General features: G+C 58.1%; 13 protein-coding genes. 11 read left to right on the top strand and 2 right to left on the bottom strand.

Annotated features, from left to right (window positions below):
• Positions 1 to 77 precede the first annotated feature (77 nt).
• The 4 genes from ACT54R_RS17120 (at position 78) to ACT54R_RS17105 (ending at position 4,254) form a co-directional block, all read left to right on the top strand.
• Positions 78 to 800 (top strand): hypothetical protein, encoded by a 723-nt coding sequence (locus ACT54R_RS17120; protein ID WP_476328255.1) that lies wholly within the window; start codon positions 78 to 80, stop codon positions 798 to 800.
• Positions 801 to 907: 107 nt separating this feature from the next.
• Positions 908 to 1,099: a helix-turn-helix transcriptional regulator gene (locus ACT54R_RS17115; protein WP_476328253.1), complete on the top strand. Its 192-nt coding sequence runs from the start codon at positions 908 to 910 to the stop codon at positions 1,097 to 1,099.
• Between the two features lie 296 nt (positions 1,100 to 1,395).
• A complete protein-coding gene (locus ACT54R_RS17110; RefSeq protein ID WP_476328251.1) occupies positions 1,396 to 3,033 on the top strand; it encodes a DUF927 domain-containing protein in 1,638 nt (545 codons plus the stop codon).
• A 558-nt stretch (positions 3,034 to 3,591) separates the two neighbouring features.
• On the top strand, positions 3,592 to 4,254 hold the full coding sequence (locus ACT54R_RS17105; RefSeq protein ID WP_476328249.1) for a hypothetical protein: 663 nt from the start codon (positions 3,592 to 3,594) through the stop codon (positions 4,252 to 4,254).
• A gap of 33 nt (positions 4,255 to 4,287) precedes the next feature.
• On the opposite strand, the gene ACT54R_RS17100 is transcribed toward ACT54R_RS17105, so the two are convergent.
• A complete protein-coding gene (locus tag ACT54R_RS17100) occupies positions 4,288 to 4,512 on the bottom strand; it encodes a hypothetical protein (RefSeq protein ID WP_476329248.1) in 225 nt (74 codons plus the stop codon).
• On the opposite strand from ACT54R_RS17100, the gene ACT54R_RS17095 reads away from it, so the two are divergent.
• Positions 4,471 to 4,860 (top strand): Ros/MucR family transcriptional regulator, encoded by a 390-nt coding sequence (locus tag ACT54R_RS17095; RefSeq protein WP_476329209.1) that lies wholly within the window; start codon positions 4,471 to 4,473, stop codon positions 4,858 to 4,860. The genes ACT54R_RS17100 and ACT54R_RS17095 overlap by 42 nt on opposite strands.
• Positions 4,861 to 5,013: 153 nt before the next feature.
• Here ACT54R_RS17095 and ACT54R_RS17090 read toward each other — a convergent pair whose 3' ends face one another.
• Positions 5,014 to 5,664 carry a hypothetical protein gene (locus ACT54R_RS17090; protein ID WP_476328247.1) on the bottom strand — a complete coding sequence of 217 codons (651 nt, stop codon included), beginning with the start codon at positions 5,662 to 5,664 and terminating at the stop codon, positions 5,014 to 5,016.
• Positions 5,665 to 5,914: 250 nt separating this feature from the next.
• On the opposite strand from ACT54R_RS17090, the gene ACT54R_RS17085 reads away from it, so the two are divergent.
• The 6 genes from ACT54R_RS17085 (at position 5,915) to ACT54R_RS17060 (ending at position 20,294) form a co-directional block, all read left to right on the top strand.
• On the top strand, positions 5,915 to 7,612 hold the full coding sequence (locus ACT54R_RS17085; protein WP_476328245.1) for a type I secretion system permease/ATPase: 1,698 nt from the start codon (positions 5,915 to 5,917) through the stop codon (positions 7,610 to 7,612).
• A 77-nt stretch (positions 7,613 to 7,689) separates the two neighbouring features.
• Positions 7,690 to 9,009: an HlyD family type I secretion periplasmic adaptor subunit gene (locus ACT54R_RS17080; protein ID WP_476328243.1), complete on the top strand. Its 1,320-nt coding sequence runs from the start codon at positions 7,690 to 7,692 to the stop codon at positions 9,007 to 9,009.
• A gap of 108 nt (positions 9,010 to 9,117) precedes the next feature.
• A complete protein-coding gene (locus ACT54R_RS17075; protein WP_476328241.1) occupies positions 9,118 to 9,486 on the top strand; it encodes a toxin-activating lysine-acyltransferase in 369 nt (122 codons plus the stop codon).
• A 558-nt stretch (positions 9,487 to 10,044) separates the two neighbouring features.
• The gene (locus ACT54R_RS17070) at positions 10,045 to 11,259 is read left to right on the top strand and encodes a Hint domain-containing protein (RefSeq protein ID WP_476328239.1); all 1,215 of its coding nucleotides are present in this window, start codon (positions 10,045 to 10,047) and stop codon (positions 11,257 to 11,259) included.
• Between the two features lie 62 nt (positions 11,260 to 11,321).
• Positions 11,322 to 19,439, top strand: coding sequence for a beta strand repeat-containing protein (locus ACT54R_RS17065; RefSeq protein ID WP_476328237.1), 8,118 nt, complete (start codon positions 11,322 to 11,324; stop codon positions 19,437 to 19,439).
• Positions 19,440 to 19,559: 120 nt separating this feature from the next.
• Entirely contained in the window at positions 19,560 to 20,294 is a 735-nt protein-coding gene (locus tag ACT54R_RS17060) for a hypothetical protein (RefSeq protein ID WP_476328235.1), read from the top strand.
• Positions 20,295 to 20,358 lie beyond the last annotated feature (64 nt).

The raw sequence follows: 20,358 nt of genomic DNA, 5'->3' as shown, positions 1-20,358 counted from the left end.
ATGTTACCATATGTTCAATGGGAGCAAATTACTGGGGGCGCCTCTTTGTACTCCCATGCCCCGCGAAGGAGGGGGAGATGGGAGTTCAAGCTTTCGTCCGTTTCGCTTTGGTGGAATTTGCCGATCAAGCGCGGAAGGAAGAGCCCAGAATCGGTGAGGTCGCGCTGATCAGGCGATGCGTTCAACTGGCGAAAGAAGCCATTGCCGGCGACGACGGTTTGGCAGCTCAGGCTGCAGAGCAGGCCTCGGAACTCGCGCACACAATGGGTCGGACGATTGATTACAAGTACTGGTGCCAGCTCGCTTCTTGGTCCCCAGAGGAGGCGGCACTCCTTGCTCTTGGTTTTGACCCACAGGACGGTGGATTGATCGGCTTTGCAGATGCCGAGGTGTATCGCCGCTTCGAGCATCTGAGGCGTGTGGCGGAGCGCTATGTGGATGCCGGAAAAGATCGGACTCCCGCGGCGATGTATCGGCACATGAAGAGATTTGAATCAGAATTTCCGAAAGAAATTTGGAAAAATTTGAAGCAAAATGAGCGTTATCTGATGCGATTTGAGAGAAAATACAAAAATATTAAGAGAACGACTGTAAAAATGGCAAATCATAAAGACTCTTATCTTAAAATAGTGTATGCATTGGCTGTTGATGGTTTTGGGTATTCAAAGGGCGGGCGGACGAAAGCTGTCGACAACATTATGGAGAAGATTGAAGATTCAGGCATGAGGCTAACCGAAAAGCCTATTCGGGCAATGCTGGATCTGGCGATTGCTCGGTATAAGTTCCTGAAAAAGAAATAAAATTTCAACTGAGGGAGTGGCGCGCGCTTTTAGTGCCTTGCGCTACTCCCTTAAGCCCCATTCGGCATGCCGTAGATAGATCGGGTCCCCAACGAAAGGACCCGGACATGACCGACCGATTGCTCCGCCTCTCTGAAATTCTTGCCCCGCGTGGGCCCATCCCTGTGTCGCGCTCGACTTGGTGGGCTGGCGTGGGGTCTCGTTATCCCAAGCCGGTCCGGCTCGGCGCACGCGCAGTGGCATGGCGTGCTTCGGATATCGCCCTGCTCATCGAAAAGGGCGTGGGCAATGGCCGCTGACCAAAAACCCGATCATGGTGCCCACCGCCGCCCGGTACTCTCGATATCCGCGCAACTGTTCAGCTTGACAGTGTTGTCAGCTTCACGCCGGATGGTCGCATCGCCGATCGCAGGACGCTGATCCTGGCGCTCTGACTTAGCCTGTCCGAGGTCCTCCGTCGAAGCGGCAGGTCCCTCGGAAGTAGGCGCAAAACCCCACCCTCGCCAACATCTGCACGCGCGCTCCGGCGCGCGCGCAGACCCTTGTCTGCTGTCGTGTGAGCCACCGATGGCTCACACCAACCCAGGATTCCGACATGACGCGCGCGCATAAGATGCCATGGGTCCAGCCTATCGAGATCCATCACAACATCGACGACAATTTTCACTCGGTAAAGGTTGCCTTCGGTACCGTTAGCGGTGGCCGTGCGACCTCGATTATTCCTCGATCCCAGATCGACGACCCCCGCGGAGCGAAGCGAGTTCTCGCAGCGCGAGGCGCCCGCATACCCGAGGACTGGCTCGAGGACCTGCAGTTGGCACTGAAAGCGGAGGGGTGTGACGTCGTTAATTCGACGAGCGTCCTTGGATGGCACGGCCGGTCTTACCTTTTTCCAGACCGTGCTGTTGGCCGTGGCCGTCGGTTGGTCCCCACTGACCCTCTGCCGGTTCGCCAATGCGCGAAGGGCAAGACCAAGGCTTGGCGCGAAGGGCTAGCCGAAGCGTGCGCGTGCTCCAGCTATCTAACTTTCGCGGTTAGTGTGGCGTTCGCGGGCTGTTTGCTGCGGCCAGTCGGCCAGGACGAAGGCGCCGTCTTCCACTTCATCGGGGAGTCGTCGACGGGGAAGAGCCTGGCATCGACGGCGGCTCAATCCGTCATCGAGAAGGCCGGACGAGAGCGTCTACGCACCCATGATCTGACGGGCCGCGCTCTCGAAGAGGAGGCTGCTCGCTGCAACGACTCACTCCTCGTCCTCGACGAACTGGGGCGCATCGAAGGAACACCTGCCAAGCGCCTTCAGCACGTCCAGAACCTCGCCTACAAGATGACCGGCGGGCAAGGACGCCAAAGATCCAGCCGGGCGGTCTCCGACTTCGATTTGCGCAACGTCCACTACCTACTTTTCGGGTTGTCGTCGGGTGAGGAGCCCCTGGATGGCTCGGGCATCCGACGGCGGAACGACGGCGAGCAGGTCCGCCTGATCGGCATTCCCGTTCCGCCTCGTGACGAGGGCGGGATCTTTGACCTGCAGGTTTCCGGAGAGCGTCGAGCGCAACTGGCCCGCAATGCGGAGTCGGCGATCTGCGAGAATTACGGCCGTCCTATCCGGCGCTTCGTCCGGAAGTTCCTCGTCGACCCCAAGGGCGAGGAGAGGGCTCGTGAATATGTCGAGCGGTTCATGGTCAAGGCTGTGACGGCTCCCTCTCCCTTCGCAGAGCGGTTCGCCCGGAAGTTCGCGGTGGTGTACGCGGCCGCCATGCTCGCCGCGCAATATAAGGTGGCGCCATGGACGAGGAAGGCGGCCGCTACCGCAATCCGCAAGGTGCATCGGCAGGCTTGGGAGATTGTGCGACCTGCCGGCTCTGCTGCTGACGATATGCTGGCGTGGTTGCGCGCCCACGCCACCGACCCCAAGCCGTTCCCCAAGGTGGGAATGGGGATGAAGGTGCGTTCGGCCAGGGGCAAGACGATGTTCGGGATCCGTCGTGAGATCTCGGGTGTGTCAGGCTTGGCGCTCCTGCGTGATCGCGTGCCGGATATCGTGCCAGCGTGGCAGGCGGACGGTGTGTTGGCTTCACTTAAGGCGCGCGGGTATCTCCTGCCCGGCAAGGAGGCGGGGCGTTATGTGCGCCAGATCCGCGTGAAAGGCATGCATCCGCCCCGGCGCGACTATGTCGTGTTCGACCTCGCGCGTATTCAGGGGAATGCCAAGGACGAGCCGGACGCCGCCTAAGCTGGTGGCTCACATGCTCATCACTTTTCGGCCTCGCGCGCGCAGCGCGGGGCCTTTTTTGTATGGGCACGCGATCAAGGTGCGGCGGGACGCGCTCTAATTTTTAGAAAGCACGCCGTGAGGGTGCAAATCGCGATTCTGTAAATCATTGGCATCAGCAGCGAACAGCGATCGATGATTGGGTTTTCGACATCGATTGTGTCGCCTCCGACAGCTTCAATGTGGGCCGCATCACGCACCGCATATGAGGAGTCATGTCTGAATGAGATTTGGAGTCATGTCTGAATGATCGAAGGCTGAATCAGGTGTGTCTGAAAGGCAAATTGACTGAAATTCGATCATGAATGCGTTCAGGTTTGAATTTATATCTAGATGATCGCTTCGATCGTTCGATAGAAATGCAATGCATACATTATCGTCGTATCTATTATACATTTGATAAATACCCGCATATCTATAGCGTATGTCTGCGATATATAATTTAATTATTCACAAATGCAGGTGCATAAATTGAATATTGTAAATAATTATCGTTCTCATAATGTATGGATATTTGCAATGCCGAACAAGCGTGTTGAAAATCTTCGCTCGGGATGGGCCTGTGCCGAGGGCCTTGCCAGCAGCTACGGCAAATGGGTCGAAGACCATATCGCCGATGGCTACACCGGCTACCTGATGACGTTCATGTTCAAGACTCTCTACGCCGGAACGCAGGGGGGCAAGATCGACCTCATGCATAAGGATATCGAAAGGGTCTATTCTCGGGTGGCTCACCGCTTTGCCCATCACCCCGACAAGCCATCCCAGCGCCGGTACCTGCCCCTCCTGGTCGCCTCGCCTGATCTGCCGGTGTTCAAGACGGAAAAGGTGTCTGTTGCTGATGTCACATTGAACGATGGCCTGCATGAGCACGGGATATTGCTCACGCCCATGGAATCCCGGTTCCGGTACGAACTGGCCACCTGGGTCAAGGACAATGCGCCTTGGCTCATGAGGGATACTCGCCTTCAGCGCATTCACTGCGTCCGGCTCGACACGACCCCCGGGAAGGCCACAGAGTACGCTCTGAAAGCCAACGGACGAAGCTTGCCCGAAGATAGTCTGCTTGTCCTGCCCAAGGCGCTGAGCGAACGCGGTCAGGCCACAGATCGCGGCTACGATGAGGCTGTGCAGTCTCCGCACGGCTGTTCGTTGTTGCGGACTGGGCGCAAGCGCTACTGATCAAGCGGGGGATTTATGACCCCATTCTTCCCGCTAATAGAAAATCTGATGCTTCGGATGGCTGATCTCTTGCCAGATCGAAAAATCTGCGCTTGAAAAGCTGATATCTTTTTTATTCTGGGGTGGAAAATGTCGGGCCATGATCAGGTGAGTGACGCCGAAGTCCTTCTCGGGAATGTCGCGGATATTGTAGCGGCGTTCGTCGGCAACAATACCGTGCCCACGGCTGAGCTCCCTGCGCTTATTGCCAGCGTTCACGCCAGCCTCAGCACCCTCGGAGCGCCCCAGCCCGAAGCCGTTGTCGAATTCGTGCCGGCTGTACCGGTGCGCAAGTCGATCACGCCGGACTATATCGTCTGCCTCGAAGACGGTCGGAAGCTGAAGTCACTGAAGCGGCATCTTCTCGCTGCGTTCGGGCTGACGCCTGAGGCCTACCGGGAGAAGTGGGGCCTTCCGAAGGACTATCCCATGGTAGCCCCGAACTATGCCGCTGCGCGCTCTGAGATGGCCAAGCGGATCGGACTGGGGCAGATGCGCAAGGCCGTTGCCGAGCCGCCCGTCGCCCCTGGGCGCGCATCCAAGTCAAAGCCCAAGCGCAAGGCGTAGGGAGCGCTATTCGCCTTCCTGCAACCGACGCACGGGTTCGCGCCATTGGCCGAGCCGCCAGAGCTGGACCGGCCCCGATAATTGGAAGCCGGTAGGACAAAAGAAAGGGGCGGCCGAAGCCGCCCCTTTCTTCGTACTCATCGTGTATCGGCCTCAGACTGCGACCCTGCACTCCGGGTGGATGGGAGCGACCTGCGTGATGGGGCGCGTGAAGGTGGGGTGGTCCTTGTAGTCGCGCCATTCGAGCGTGACGTGGCTTTCGCTCCGGGCCACCACCACGGCCTCCCACCAGCCATTGTACTCGCCATCGCTGTACTCCGGGGCGAGAACCACGTCCCCCTTCTGCAGGCCCGGCCAGTGCTTGGCGCCTTCCTTGATCACGACACTGATCAGTGCCTCGCCGCTCGCCGTGTCCGTCGACTTGGCGAGCATTGCAGCGGCCTTTTTGCGCGCTGGCGCCTTCGGCTCGCTCTTCGCGACATCGGCCTCAGCGGCCTTCTCATTCGATTGGGCCGGCGTGGATGCCTTGCCCTGCGTCTCGGCGACGGCGACCAGCCGCTTGAAGATGTCCTGGCGCACGCTGGTGAGCAGCGGGCGGTCGTTCTCGCCGAAGCGTCCGGCGGGGATGGCGGCGACGAGATCGGCATCGTCACCCTCAGAGAAGAATACGACAGAGGCGCCGTTCTTCAGGGCTGCGGCAGTGGCGCGCTCGACATCAGCCGAATAGAAGCGGCCGGCCTGAGCCTTGCCAGCCCAGTTTTTGGAGAACAGAACGCAGGCGAGAATGGATGTCTGAGTGGTCATGTTGAAGTGCTCCAAATTGAACGCCGACTGGGCGCGTTTTTATTGTATCATAATACCGTTCTAATGTCAATTGCTCTCGATACTGCCTTCAGATCGGATGGGTTTTATTGTTTTGTAGGCGGGCTCGCGGCGGAAGGCTTCGCCGCGCACATTTCACTTGAAAATCGTGACGACACAGCTACTCAGATGCCGCCTGCCTACAACCGCCGGTTAGCGCCGGCGACCGCCCCTGCCACAGCGGAGCTGATGCTTGTCCCCGCCAGTCCGTCCCTCGTCTGCGCCGCTTGGACAGGTCGCCAAAGCTCTGAAGGAATTGCGGGGCTGGCTGATCGCCGTGGGGCTCTTTTCCGGCCTGATCAACCTTCTGGCGTTGACCGGTTCGATCTTCATGCTTCAGGTCTATGACCGGGTACTGACGAGCCGGAGCGTGCCAACGCTCGTGGCGTTGGCCATCATGGCCACTCTTCTTTACCTCATTCAGGGGGTTCTCGACCTCGTTCGCACACGCATGCTGGTGCGTTTGGGGAGCCGCGTAGACGAGATTCTCGGCGAGCAGACGTACGCAGCCGTGCTGTCCCTACCGCTCCGAGCCCGTGTCGATGGGGATGGACTGCAACCGATTCGCGATTTGGACAGTATCCGCACCTTTCTTTCCGGGCCGGGCCCTTCCGCGATTCTCGATCTCCCCTGGATCCCGCTCTATCTCGGCTTCGTCTTCATCTTGCACGCGTGGCTGGGTTGGCTTGCATCAGCAGGCGCTTGCGTCCTGATCTCCCTAACGCTCATCACTGAATTGCTATCGCGTGAACCTGCCAAGCGAGCCCATGTGGAAGGAAATCGAAGGCAAGCGCTTGCGGCCGCTGGTCGACGGAACGCCGAAGCGCTCCGCGCAATGGGGTTTGCACATCGACACCAAGCTCGATGGCTGACAGCGAATACGGCATTTCTCGACGCCCACCGCCGCGCCAGTGACGTGAGCGGGGGGCTAGGGGCTATTTCGAAGGTCTTCCGGGCTCTCCTTCAGTCTGCCATTCTTGCGCTGGGCGCATGGCTTACGATCCAAGGAGAGGTATCTGGAGGAGCGATCATCGCGAGCTCGATCGTCTCGTCTCGTGCGCTTGCTCCCATCGAGCAGGCGATCGCCAACTGGAAAAACTTCCTGGCCGCCAGAGAGAGCCGGCGACGCTTGAGCGAGCTTCTTGATCAAGCTGCCATGCGCACAGAGCGGATGACCCTTCCTGCGCCCAGTCGGGAGCTCGTTCTCGAAAACGTCTTTGCAGGCCCGCCGGGTGCGATGGCGGCCACCGCCGCTAATGTCAGTTTCAAAATCGAGGCTGGGCAAGGCCTTGGAATTATCGGCCCCAGCGCCGCTGGCAAGTCCTCGCTGGTGCGGTCCATCGTTGGCGCCTGGCCCGTTCTGAGGGGCGCCATTCGGCTTGACGGAGCTACGCTCGATCAATGGTCGCCCGCGTCCTTAGGTGAGCACATCGGCTACCTGCCGCAAGACATTGAGCTCTTCGCCGGGACCGTCGCTGAAAACATCAGCCGCTTCGAGAACGATCCCGATTCCCAGGCGATTCTGAATGCGGCTCAGGCCGCCCATGTCCACGACTTGATCGTTCGGCTGCCAGCTGGGTATGAAACGCAGATTGGACCGGACGGAGCCGCCCTGTCGGCTGGCCAGCGCCAGCGGATTGGGCTCGCTCGCGCACTCTACAGGGATCCCTTCCTGGTGGTCCTTGATGAACCCAACTCCAACCTCGATGCCGAGGGCGAGGCGGCTGTCAGCAAAGCTATCCTCGGCGTTAGGGCCCGCGGGGGTATCGCCATCGTCGTCGCCCACCGTCCGAGCGCTATAGCGGCGGTCGATCTGGTGGCGGTAATGGCCGATGGCACGGTCAAGCTATTCGGCCCGAAGGAAGAAGTGCTGGTGAAGTCGACACGCTAGCCTGTGGATAACCGCGCGATACCTCCTTGACCATGCGTCATACAACCTTAGCGTGATGGACCTAAGGTCAAGGGCAAATGATCCAAAACTCCCCCATAGGGGCGCCGACGATTGCGTCGTTGCGCCGACAGGTGCTCGTTGGCGTCAGCATCAGCGCCTTTCTGGTCGTCGGCCTCGGCGGCTGGGCGACCACGGCGGAGCTATCGGGTGCCGTAATTGCTCCCGGAACGGTGGTGGTCGAGACGAACCTCAAAAAAATTCAGCATCCCACTGGCGGCGTAGTTAGCGAAATTCTCGTTCGCGATGGAACGCGTGTGAAGGCGGGCGATGTGTTGATCCGGCTCGACGAAACGGTGATACGAGCGAACCTCGCGGTCGTCACTAAGAGCCTGGATGAGCTGGAAGGACGACGTACTCGACTTGAGGCCGAGAGGGATGCTGCAGAACGTTTAGAATTCCCGACATCCCTCAATGGTCGAGCGTCTACGAACGTAGATGTCGCTAAGATAGTTGCCGGTGAGAACAGGCTCTTTCTAGCCCGGCGAGATGCCCGTCACGGACAAACGGCCCAACTCAGGGAGCGCACCGCACAACTCAGCCAAGAGATTGCGGGGTTGGAGGCGCAAAGGGCTGCTGCCAGCGACCAGATTCTCCTCATTGCCAAAGAGCTTAAGGGGGTCGAGGAGCTCTATGCGAAAAATCTCGTCACCATTTCACGAGTGGCTGCGCTTCAGCGGGAGGCCGCCAGGTTGGAGGGGGAGCGCGGTCGGCTCATGGCAGCTATCGCCCAGTCGAAAGGCAAGAGCACAGAGACGGAACTGCAAATCCTTCAGATCGAACAAGACTTTGTTACAGACGTTCTGAAGGAACTTCGCGAGTTGGAATCCAAGATCGGAGAGCTGGTTGAGCGCAAGGTCGCAGGGGAGGATCAGCTCAAGCGCGTCGATATTGCAAGCCCGCAGGACGGCATTGTGCATCAGCTTGGGGTTCACACCGTCGGCGGTGTCGTCGCGCAGGGCGAGCCGCTGATGTACGTGGTGCCGGAAGCCGATCCACTAAAAGTCGAACTGCGCATATTACCGCAAGATATCGACCAGGTGTTTGCCGGGCAGGACGCATTTATCCGATTCACCGCCTTTAACCAGCGCACGACTCCTGAGCTGAACGGCAAGGTGGAGAGGGTCTCACCAGACCTCACGCGCACTGTAGAAACGGGGGAGAGCTTCTATATGGCGCGGGTCGTCATCACTAACGATGACCTCGCTAATCTACGTGGCTCAGCACTTGTGCCAGGCATGCCCGCGGAGGTTCACATCCGAACCGCACAGCGGACCCCACTTTCTTACCTTCTCAAGCCGCTCAATGATCAGGTCGCGAAGGCGATGCTAGAGGAGTAGCGAAGGGTACGCAACTTTTGACTTGGTAGAAGATCCAATCGAGGCCGATTTCAGTCGCTATTATGGTGTCACTCCAGCTAGCCCCATCCAGATGAGGGTCGACATAATATGAACGAGATGGCCGCACGGGAGCGCTCGATCGCGCATATATTTGGGGAGGTTGTATGGGTAATGACCCAGTCTTTCTCCCACAGAGAAAGAAAATTGATCGATCTAGAGGGCTGTATTATGCCACCGATCCTGCTTAATCAAGCAATTATCAGCCGACATAATGGTGTTCCAATCTACGTCTGCCTATTTGCGATGTTGACAGACTACGAACACGAACGATTGTCGCCGCTTGATAAAGATGCGCGATGGCAGTCGATGACGCCATCGCAATGGCAGTGCGGCACAACCCGGCTCGACATCGTAGAAATAGACCTACGGAACGAAAGAACCGCCCGATTCTTCCCTGGCCGGGCACCGCAGTCATGAAGCTACTTAAAGCTGCGGCGATCGCGTTGGGGATCGCTCTTCCAGCGTCCTTCGTTTGTGCATGGAGCGCTCAAAGTGCCCCGCCTCTCGGCCATACGGATGGCCATGGCAAATCTATATACACGGATTGTACCGGGGCCTGGCGGAAGCTCTGGCCGCCGGCTAGGAGCGGAGATCCGGAGGGTCAGACTAAATTGGGCGTGGGGCTCATGGTCGCTGGCATCGTACCACCCGGGGTACGGCCAGAGGACGGACCAACCAGACAGCGGTATGCTCTTACCCTACTTATATATGGATCTAGGAGCGGGAACGATTATGGCATCTCAACGGCCATCTATCTAATTGAGGCGCTAGTCCCGCTGCAGCATCAATCTTCAATAAAATCTTGCATTCTCAAATCTAAAACTGAACCGCGGTGCCTACAACAACTCGCCGAAAGAGGCATAATAGAGACATTTGACGAATATTCTCGCCGAATTGACGATGCAAATTCTGACAATGTTGTGTGTCTGCAGAGGCCGATCTAAAGAGACGACGGATTCAATTGGAGATCATAAGATGGCTGAACGAAAACTCACAGCTGGCGAAATCGAAATGGCAAAGACGGTTTATGGAAGCAGCATCGACTATACAAAAGTTACAATACATTATGACGAAACGTTTTTCAACCTCGTTGATACTCCACTAGGCGAGCGCCCGCATTCGCCAGACGGTTCTATATATTACCCAAAAAATACAAGTGACTACTATTATACTTCAGACTTTTCCGCGTCCGCCAATGAAGAAATGTACTCGACGTTTATTCACGAAATGGCCCATGTATGGCAGGCGCAGAATAGAGTCAGTCCGATTTTAGAGGTTGGAATGGACGCGCTTACGGGAAACAATATATATGATTATTCTGCTGTTTTTACGGATGGCAAATCATTTTATCAATTGAACGTCGAGGCTCAGGCCGCCTTTCTTCAGGACTACTACCTCGTCCTACAAGGTGTGCCATTAGATAACGGCGCAACCGTTGCTGATTACCAACTTAGGCTTCCTGCAAGCCTTATCGCTGCGGTTGAGCAGCTTCCCGACGGCCCTGACCAGCCCCGTCCCGGGCCAATCCGGCCAGCCACTCGCTGTTTTGCGGCTGGTACACTGATAGATATGGCCGACGGAAGCCAAAAAAGAATTGAGGACATTGTTGTCGGAGATGAGGTTCTTTCATACAACGAATACTCGGGTCTGTCAGATCGTCGATTGTATCGTGGGCAAGTGGCACGCACATTCCGCCGAGCGGTGTCCCATGTAATCAACTTTCATGGAACCTTTGTTACTCCTGATCACGTCACCCTATGCGGTGATGGAGTTAATGCAGGAAAACATCTTCCCCTTATCGATATACTCCGCCAAGATTTGTGCGTTGTGGGGCGTGATGGACGCTTAATCAGGGCAACGACCGGCTGCGATGCAAATTCTCCCGCTGATCAATTGCTGTATTGCATCGCGGTTCAGAAATCGACTATTGGTGATGATTTTGTGGTCTGCGAATCTGGTTTTCGAAGAGCCGGATTAAAGCTGCTTAATCGAATGCGGGAGCAAGAAACATCAATCATTGACGAAATAATAAATAGTAATGGGACTGTGCTGCCGTCCGGCTTGATCTCATACCCGAATATCGAATGCGCGGTTCCGTTCATCTTCTTCGCGCCATCGCTACCGCGCGCCGTGTCGAATGTGCTCAAGCAGAGCGCGCCTCATAGCCAAAATCAGCTGCATCCTAATTGACCACACTTCGGCGGAGATAAGCGATGCCTGAATCATGGCAACAGCCCACAACAGACACGACAATGTCGTTGGAGCTCGATTATATTTTGCTCCGCTCTGCGATCGGCGAAGGCGCGCCGATTCACATGGGCCTCAGCGAGCTCATCCCAGCCAGTCTGATGCCGGATGGCAAGTCTGTATTGGTCTATAACTTCGAGGTGGCCAACTTCCACACATATATTGCAAATGGGGTCCGTGTCCATAACGATTCACAAGTTGCTATCGACATAGCTGGGGCAATCGGCCAGGCGCTGGGGTCTTCGCTAGGGCGTATACTGAGCGACGACCCATTCGTTCAGCTTAGTGCTGGAACCGCTCTCGGTGTTGCGATAAGGAATTTTAACGAGGTTTTGGTTGATAATATTTCGTGGCACGATGGTGATACGATAGATCCGTTTCGTCAACTTGACGATCTGCCTGAGGATCTCCTAAATGCAAGCATTCAAACTGTAACGGCCTTCCTTTTTGCTGAGGCAGCAGAGGCTATCGGGTTGGATGGTTTTGGAGCAGATTTATTCAACGCAACTGGATCGGCATACCTAGGGAGCGTGCTCAATCAGGTCCTTGATCCGACGAAAAATGGGCTCGCAGCTTTATCCGGCAATCCCTTTCAAAGCGCCTTCGTTGGCCTTCCCGGCGCACTTGGGTCGTTTTTTGGTGCGGCTTTGGCGGAGCAGATTTTAACGGCCGACAGTCCGGAAGCAGCGGTTGTGGGCAGCGTAGGCAACGCGGCTGGTTCTGCGTTGGGCGTATGGGCGGCGACGACAGCTCTCGGCTCCGCCGGTGTTGGTAGTGTCGCGCTCACCGTGGGACTTAATTTCTTGCTTCCTGGGGTCGGGGCTCTGATAGGTACATTGCTTGGGACAGCGTTGGGTAATGTATTCTTCGAGGAAAATCCTTCGGCAAATGCGTTTGTGGCTTTTGATGATACAACAGGAGCTCTCAAGATCATCAGCGTAAGCGAGCAGGACGGCGGTGATGTTGAGCTAGCCATGACCATGGCAAAAAATGTCACCGATGTTGTGAATGAATTGGTAAAGCAGGTCGGGGGGATCATAGACCCGGTTCATGGCGTAAGGCCATTCACTTATGGGCATGACGAAGATCATATCTACGCGCGGGGTGAGGGGGCCGGTACATCAGAGGTCGTAGTCTACGATCTAGGCAATCCTGATGGCTCTATCGAGGCCGTTAAGTTTGGCATTGCAAAAACCCTTGATGATTTGCAGATAATCGGCGGAGATCCAATATTACGCCGAGCATTTTACGCCTCTCGTGGCGAAAATGTCGATCAATTGGCATTCAACCTCACAATCGCGAGCGAATACAGGACGTACATAGAAAATTATGCTGCGATTAATTTACTTATAGCCCTATCGCCGGATAGCGCTTTTTCCGCTGGCTGGATCATCACTCTTCAGCGCGCGCATGATCTGGGGTTAGACTCCGCACAGCCGTCTGACTATCTCGGCGGGTTCTTGCTGGCGCTCGAGAACTCCGGGCTTGCCAAAGTAGTTTCGTGGACTCCCGATTTCGATGGCGATACGCTTGTGCTGCGAGCTGACGACCCTTTGCAGGAAGATATCGTCATCGATAACTTCTTCGGTCCCGGCCACTCGGACAAGGTCGATGGCACAGCGGGCAACGATGTAATCTCAGTCTCGACAGCAGTCTCTGACGATCCGAACACGCCTGATACGCGTCTCTATACCGTCGTTCGCGTGGATGCCGGTGACGGTAACGACACGGTTACCGGCCACGCTGGTACCGACCTTTTGATTGGTGGCGCCGGTGACGACACGCTCAATGGCGCCGGCGGCTCCGACTGGCTCGTCGGCGGCACGGGCAACGACAAGCTCGATGGCGGGGACCTCGACGACCTTCTCGTTGGCAACTCGGGCAACGACGAGTTGAAAGGCGGGACCGGCGAAGATTCTATGCTCGGCGGTAGTGGCAACGATGTCTATGTCTACAACCGAGGCGATGGCGAGGACATCATAGTCAACGCCGATGGCAATGGCGCTTCCGATTTCGATACGGTTCGGTTTGGAGCGGATATCAAGCCAAACCAGGTGACGGCATCGCTCAAGGGCGACGATCTCCTGCTGAAGGTGGACGGTGATCCCAATCAAGCGGTGCTTGTCAGGGACTTCATCGGCTCCGGGATGATGGACGAGGTGCGCTTCGCGGATGGCACCGTCTGGGACCGGCAGACCCTGCTGCAGAAAGTGGCGCCTCTTCAGCTCCCGATCGGCACGGCAGTTACATCCGAGATATTCAACACCGGCGCCGGCAATCAGAGTGTCAACGGCTTCGGCGGCGGCGATACGATGATTTATGGCCGCGGCTACGGTTCGGACACGTTCACAGCTCAGAGCCTCGGGGAAAAGTCTGACCGAGTCGTCTTCCTTGATGGCATTTCAGCATCAAGTGTGCCTTTCACCTATTCGGAGAATCAGCTGATTTTCGAGTTTGGGGAAGGTGACAAGCTGACCATCGATAACCTGTTTTCGACTGTCGAAGGTGCTGAATACGCCGTCGACTTCGTCTTTCAGGATGGTACGCTCAGCTATCAGCAGATCATTTCCGCCGTCGGTATCAAGGCGGGTCCCGATTCACTTATCGGCGACGGCCGCGGCAACTACATTGTCGGCACTGCCGGCAATGATGAGGTCCGGTCGGGCGCCGATAATGATCGCATGTACTCTAGTGCTGGAGCGGACTTCTACGACGGCGGCGCTGGTACGGATGGGGTGTCCTATTACTTCACCAGCGGCGTAGATGTCGCGTTGGACGGCAGTGCCATTGTGGGCGCACGGTTGACCGAGGCGACCGGGGACACGTTCGCGGCCGGGACAATCGACTACGTTCATGGGTCCCGAACTGGGGCGGATTTCATCCGGGGCGACTTCGGGGCAAACACCCTCTACGGCTTTGGCGGCAATGACGTTCTGGAGGGGCTTGGCGGCAACGATAAACTCGTTGGCGGTGACGGCGATGATCTGTTGGACGGCGGTGACGGCGACGACCAGATCCAAGGTGACGAAGGCAACGACATCATCAGGGGCGGTGCCGGCGTTAACTCGCTCACTGGTGGAGAGGGGGACGACCTTTTCTACGGAGGCGTGGGCACGGACACGATTCATGGCGGCTCCGGCACTGACACGGTCTCTTATGAATTGTCAGCGGCCGGCGTCAGTATGACCTTGGACGTTCTGGACGTGACCTTCACGAAGGCTGGCGATGCTGCCGGAGATATCTTCGGAGCGGGCACGATCGAGAACCTGCGCGGCTCGGCGTTCGCTGATGTCCTCAGCGGGGACACTAGGAACAACAAGCTGGAGGGCGGAGCCGGCAATGACACCCTGAGGGGTGGAATGGGTGATGACACGTTGGACGGCGGTAGTGGCGTCGACAATATGGATGGCGGGCAGGGCAATGACATTTACTATGTAGATAATGTCGCCGATGTTGCTGCCGAGACGACGAACCTGGATACGGGAGATGAAGTGCGTTCGACGGTGTCCTGGACACTGGGCGCCAATATTGATCGCCTGACCCTCCTTGGTAAAGGATTCGACACGCTCGGCAATATCCTCGACGAAGCACTGAATGGGACGGGCAATGCCCTGAACAACCGCATTGCCGGCAACGCGGCCAGCAACACGCTCGCGGGCGGTGACGGCAAGGATCAGATCGCCGGGGGATCGGGTAACGATACGGTCCTGGGCGAGAATGGCGACGACGAGCTACGTGGTGATGCCGGGGCAGACACCATCGATGGGGGCGCGGGAACCGACGTCCTTGACTATTCGCTTGAAAGCGGTGGCAAGGGAGCGGTCGTTAATCTCTCCTCTGCCACCAAGACCTACGGAAACGCCCAGTCAATCGCCTCCAACAAGGCATTGGACACCTATGGGGACCTCGACACCCTGGTCAGCATCGAAGACGTGTACACTGGCGCTGGCGCGGACCGGGTTTGGGGCAGTGACGGCAACAACACGATCGAACTGGGTGATGGGGCGGACGTCGCTTTTGGCCTTGGCGGCAACGACACCATTAGAGGTGAAGGCGGCAATGACGACATCGATGGCGGCGACGGAAACGACATCATTATCGGTGGTGATGGCAACGACACGATCCGCGGCGGTGCGGGCACCAACACCCTGCGCGGGGGCGATGGGGATGACGTGTTCATCGGCGGCGCGGGCGCCGATTCCTTCAGCGGAGAGCAGGGCTTCGATATCGTCTCCTATGAGTTCTCCACATCTGGCGTGAAGGTCTCCATGGATGGCGGTGTCGTGCATACCGGCGACGCCGTCGGCGACGTGCTCGCCACGGCTATCGATACAGGGCAAGGCATCGTCACCGTTTACGTAGAGGGTATCCGGGGGACGAACTTCGACGATACCCTTGACGGCAGTTCGAGCGCGGATCGCCTGGAAGGTCTCGCGGGCAACGACACGCTCATTGGCGCGGGCGGCAACGACACCTTGGATGGCGGCGCCGGAAACGACTCCATGACAGGGGGCGGCGGTGACGACATCTATTATGTCGACAGCACCTCGGACACGGTCACCGAAGTCGCTGGCGGGGGTGCCGACGAAATCCGCTCGACGGTCACTTGGACGCTCGCCGCTCAGGTGGAAAATCTGACCCTTCAGGGCACGGCTGCGATCAATGGTACCGGCAATGCCAATGCCAATGTGATCCGCGGCAATTCTGCCGCCAACACAATCAGTGCACTAAACGGCGACGATACGGTCTCTGGCGGCGGCGGAGCAGATTCGCTTGATGGCGGCGCCGGCACCGATACCGTGGACTACGCCTATGACGGTGGAAGCACCGGCGTGGTCGTTAACCTCTCCTCGACCTCCAGGACGACAGCGGGTGGAGAAGTCATCGCTGCGGGCCGTGGCCGCGACAGTTCGGGTGCCACCGACGTGCTCAGCAATTTCGAGAACGTCACGACCGGGGCGAAGGCGGACACTGTTTGGGGCTCGGAGGTCGTCAACGTTATCTCTATGGGTGATGGTGACGACGTTGCCTACGGGCTAGGCGGCAATGACACCCTCACCGGTGGCGCCGGCAACGACATCCTTTATGGCGACGATGGAAATGACACCGTCGAAGGTGGGGACGGAAACGATCGCATCATCGGCGGAGCCGGAAGCAACACGCTGAATGGCGGAGCCGGGGATGACGTGTTCATCGGTGGCGCAGGCTCTGACAATGTCCGCGGCGAAGATGGCTACGACATCATGTCGTACGAGAACTCGACGGCGGGCGTTCGGATTGCCATCAGCGGGGCGCTTGGGCCGCTCGGAGACGCCCAAGGCGACAATCTCTCGAACCAAGTGATCATAGACGGCGTCCTCTACTACACCGCCTTTGTTGAAGGGCTCCGAGGATCTTCCTTCGCCGACACGTTGGGCGGCGACCGCTACGACAACCTCATTGAGGGCGGCGATGGTAACGACACCCTTTACGGCTACGCCGGCAACGACACACTCGTAGGTGGCGCGGGCGCCGATACCATGGATGGTGGCGACGGCAACGATATCTACATTGTAGACCAAGCCGGCGACGTGGTTACCGAGACCTCGGCTGCGGGAGGGACCGATGAGGTCCGGAGCTCGTTCTCGTGGGCGCTGGGTGCAAACATCGAAAACCTTACTCTGCTCGGCACTCAGGCCGTTAACGGTTCGGGCAATGCTCTTGCCAATACCATCGTCGGCAACAGCGCCGTAAATGAGCTTTTCGGCGGCGACGGCGACGACAAGCTCTCAGGCGGGGCTGGCGCAGATACCTTGGACGGCGGCAATGGCATCGACACCGTGGACTATTCCGCCGATGGCGGGACCGGTGCACTCACGGTGAACTTGTCCGGCGCAGCCCAGGATATCGGGGGTGGGCTGCTGATCGCCGCGGAGAGAGCTATCGATGGCTTCGGTGCCGCCGATACGATCAGGAATGTCGAGAACATCACCACCGGTAACGGTAACGATCGCGTTTGGGGTTCGGGCGTGGCCAATGTCCTCACCCTCGGGGACGGGGCCGACCTGGCCTATGGTCTGGGCGGCAACGACACGATCAACGGCGGGGGAGGCGACGACTTCCTCGACGGCGGCGATGGCGACGACACGATCGATGGCGGCAACGGCTCCGATATCCTGAAGGGAGGAGCCGGTACCAACGTCCTTAACGGCGGAGATGGCAATGATGTGTTCCTTGCCGGAAGCGGAGCCGACACCTTTAATGGCCAGGATGGCTTCGACATCGTCTCCTATGAGCTGTCGTCCGCCGGGGTCAACGCGTCATTGGATGGCGGTGTCACGCTGACGGGTGACGCCGTCGGTGACAAGCTTTGGAAACCTGTTCAGTCGGGGGACACGTGGATCTACTGGCCCCTGGTTGAGGGCCTTCGGGGATCCGCCTTTGCCGACACTCTTGACGGCGATCGTTTCGGAAACCGACTGGAAGGCGGAGCGGGCAACGATACATTGATCGGGGCCGGTGGTGACGACGTGCTCGACGGTGGCTCGGGCAACGATTCGATGGACGGTGGAACCGGCAACGATATCTTCGTGGTCGATTCCGCGAGTGATACCGTAACCGAGGGCACAAACGGCGGCATCGATGAGGTGCGCAGCTCCGTTACCTGGACCCTCGGCTCCAACGTCGAAAACCTGACTCTCATCGGCACCGCCGCTCTTAGCGGCACTGGCAATGCCCTTGCGAACGTCATCAAGGGCAATCAGGGCGCGAACGCTCTCTCCGGTGGAGATGGTGATGATACCCTGCTGGGAGGTACCGGGGCCGACAGCCTCAATGGCGGTGCGGGCACCGACACCGTCGACTATGCGGCGGACGGCGGGGACGGTTCGATCTCAGTGAACTTGTCGACCGTCGCACAAATCCTTGCATCAGGCGCCAGCCTGGCTGCGGGTGCTGCTATCGACGGCTATGGAGCGACTGATACGCTGTCTGCGATCGAAAATGTGAAGACCCGCGGGGGTGACGATCAGATCTGGGGATCCAGCGCAGCCAACACAATCGAGAGCGGCGAAGGCGCTGATAGGGTATTTGCTCTCGGCGGCAACGACATCGTCAACGCCGGGTGGGGCGAGGACTTCGTCGACGGTGGAGATGGGGATGATCGTATTGAGGGCGACGATGGCGACGACATTCTGAAGGGCGGGTCTGGGACCAATACGCTCTATGGAGGGCTTGGGGCGGACGTCTTCCTCGCTGGAGCGGGTACCGACAAGTTCGACGGCGGGGCGGGCTTCGATACAGTTTCCTATGAGCTGTCGTCCGCCGGCGTCGCGGTCTCCCTTTCGGGCGGCCTAACCCATACGGGTGACGCCGTGGGCGACACCTTCGCTACGAACACGATCGAGGGGCTCACGGGTACGGCGTTCGCCGACACCTTGCGCGGAGCCAATAATGCGGAAACCCTAAAGGGGGGCGCCGGAAGCGATCTGCTGCAAGGCCTCGGCGGCAACGATATGCTCTATGGCGACGCAGGCGCTGACACCATGGAGGGTGGCACCGGCGATGATGTTTATTTTGTCGACAATGCCGGCGACGTAGTGACCGAATTGGCGAACCAAGGCATCGACGAGGTCCGCTCCACGATCACACGTATTCTCGACAGCAATGTCGAGAACCTCATCCTACTGAGCGACGCTGACGGAACCTCAAGCGCGATCGACGGCACCGGCAATGCGCTGGCAAACCGGCTGATAGGCAACGCGGCTGCCAACACACTGAGCGGGCTTGGTGGAAACGACTACCTCTCAGGCGGAGCCGGTAATGACACCCTATTGGGAGGCGATGGAGACGACCGCCTTGAGGGTGGAGCCGGCAATGACAGCCTGGTCGGCGGGGCGGGATCGGACACGTTTGTGTTCAATATCGCCTCCGGCACCGACACGGTTTCCGGCTTCGCCGGGGGCGCAGGCGCGGGGGACGTTCTGGAATTCTCGAAGAATTTCTTCGAAGACTTCAGCGAGGTCATGACGGCGTCGCATCAGGTCGGTGCAGATGTTGTCATCACGATCGATGATGATGCCAGCGTCGTGTTGACAGGCGTAACCCTATCCACGTTGAACACAGACGACTTTAGGTTCGCATAGCACGTAAGGGAGGTCGCAGTGGTCGAGCCACACCAGACCTCCCGGAATAATTGTGAAGGTTCCGGTGGTGAACATTGCGTCGCCACCGGACGTCTCGGTTTGAACAGCAGGTCATGAGCCATGACGCACACCCGAAATGCGCCTACTTCCAACGAAGGGAGTGCAGTGCTTGAACGCCTGGATGTCCTGGCCTCACATCTGCCAGTGCGCATCGGCGAGGCCCTCGACGATACCTTCCAATTCCTGGACGATTTAGCGGATGGTCTGGCGCTGCGCCCCACCTCTCAGGCAGGCGCGGCCGTTGCACAATGGAAGGAATTCGCGCAGGACTTCTTTTCGGGCGGTCCAGATTCGATTTGGGACGAGATTCGGGATTCTCCGCCGGTCATAGCCTCCCGCGGTTCAGACCTCCCAGCGGTCGAGAAAGTACAGAGCAGCCCCCTCCCTAGCTATGCCAATGACGGGTCTGCGGCTCCCACTGTCGCGGGTTCTTCGGCAAATGATCAATCAGACTCCTCTCAAGAAGGCGATGCCGGCTTTCCTGCGTTCTCAGGTGCGGGAGCCTTCGCGGAGCTTCGGCAGGATATATTTGATTGGCTTGCCGATTTTCGTGACAGCCTCAAGGAGGCTCGATCGGACTTTCTTGAAAATAGAGCTGAGTTTCTTTCGGATCTTCGCACGCAGTTGATCGAGCTCCGGGATCTCATTCCTTTTGGCCATCTCGGCGACGAACAATTTGGAATGGCTCAGTCTGCTGGTGGGTCGACGGGTGATGCACGGCACCATTTCGATGTAGTGTCGGCCCAGGCCGAACCAACGATTTCTCAGAACTTGGACCCGCTGGGCTTTGTTTAACCTACTTGCAAAAGAACGACACTGGCGCGGCTCAAAATTCAAAATATTTGAGACGCGCGGCAGT

It is taken from the genome of Xanthobacter sp. DMC47, assembly GCF_056313845.1.
This window is presented reverse-complemented; position numbering and strand designations above follow the sequence as displayed.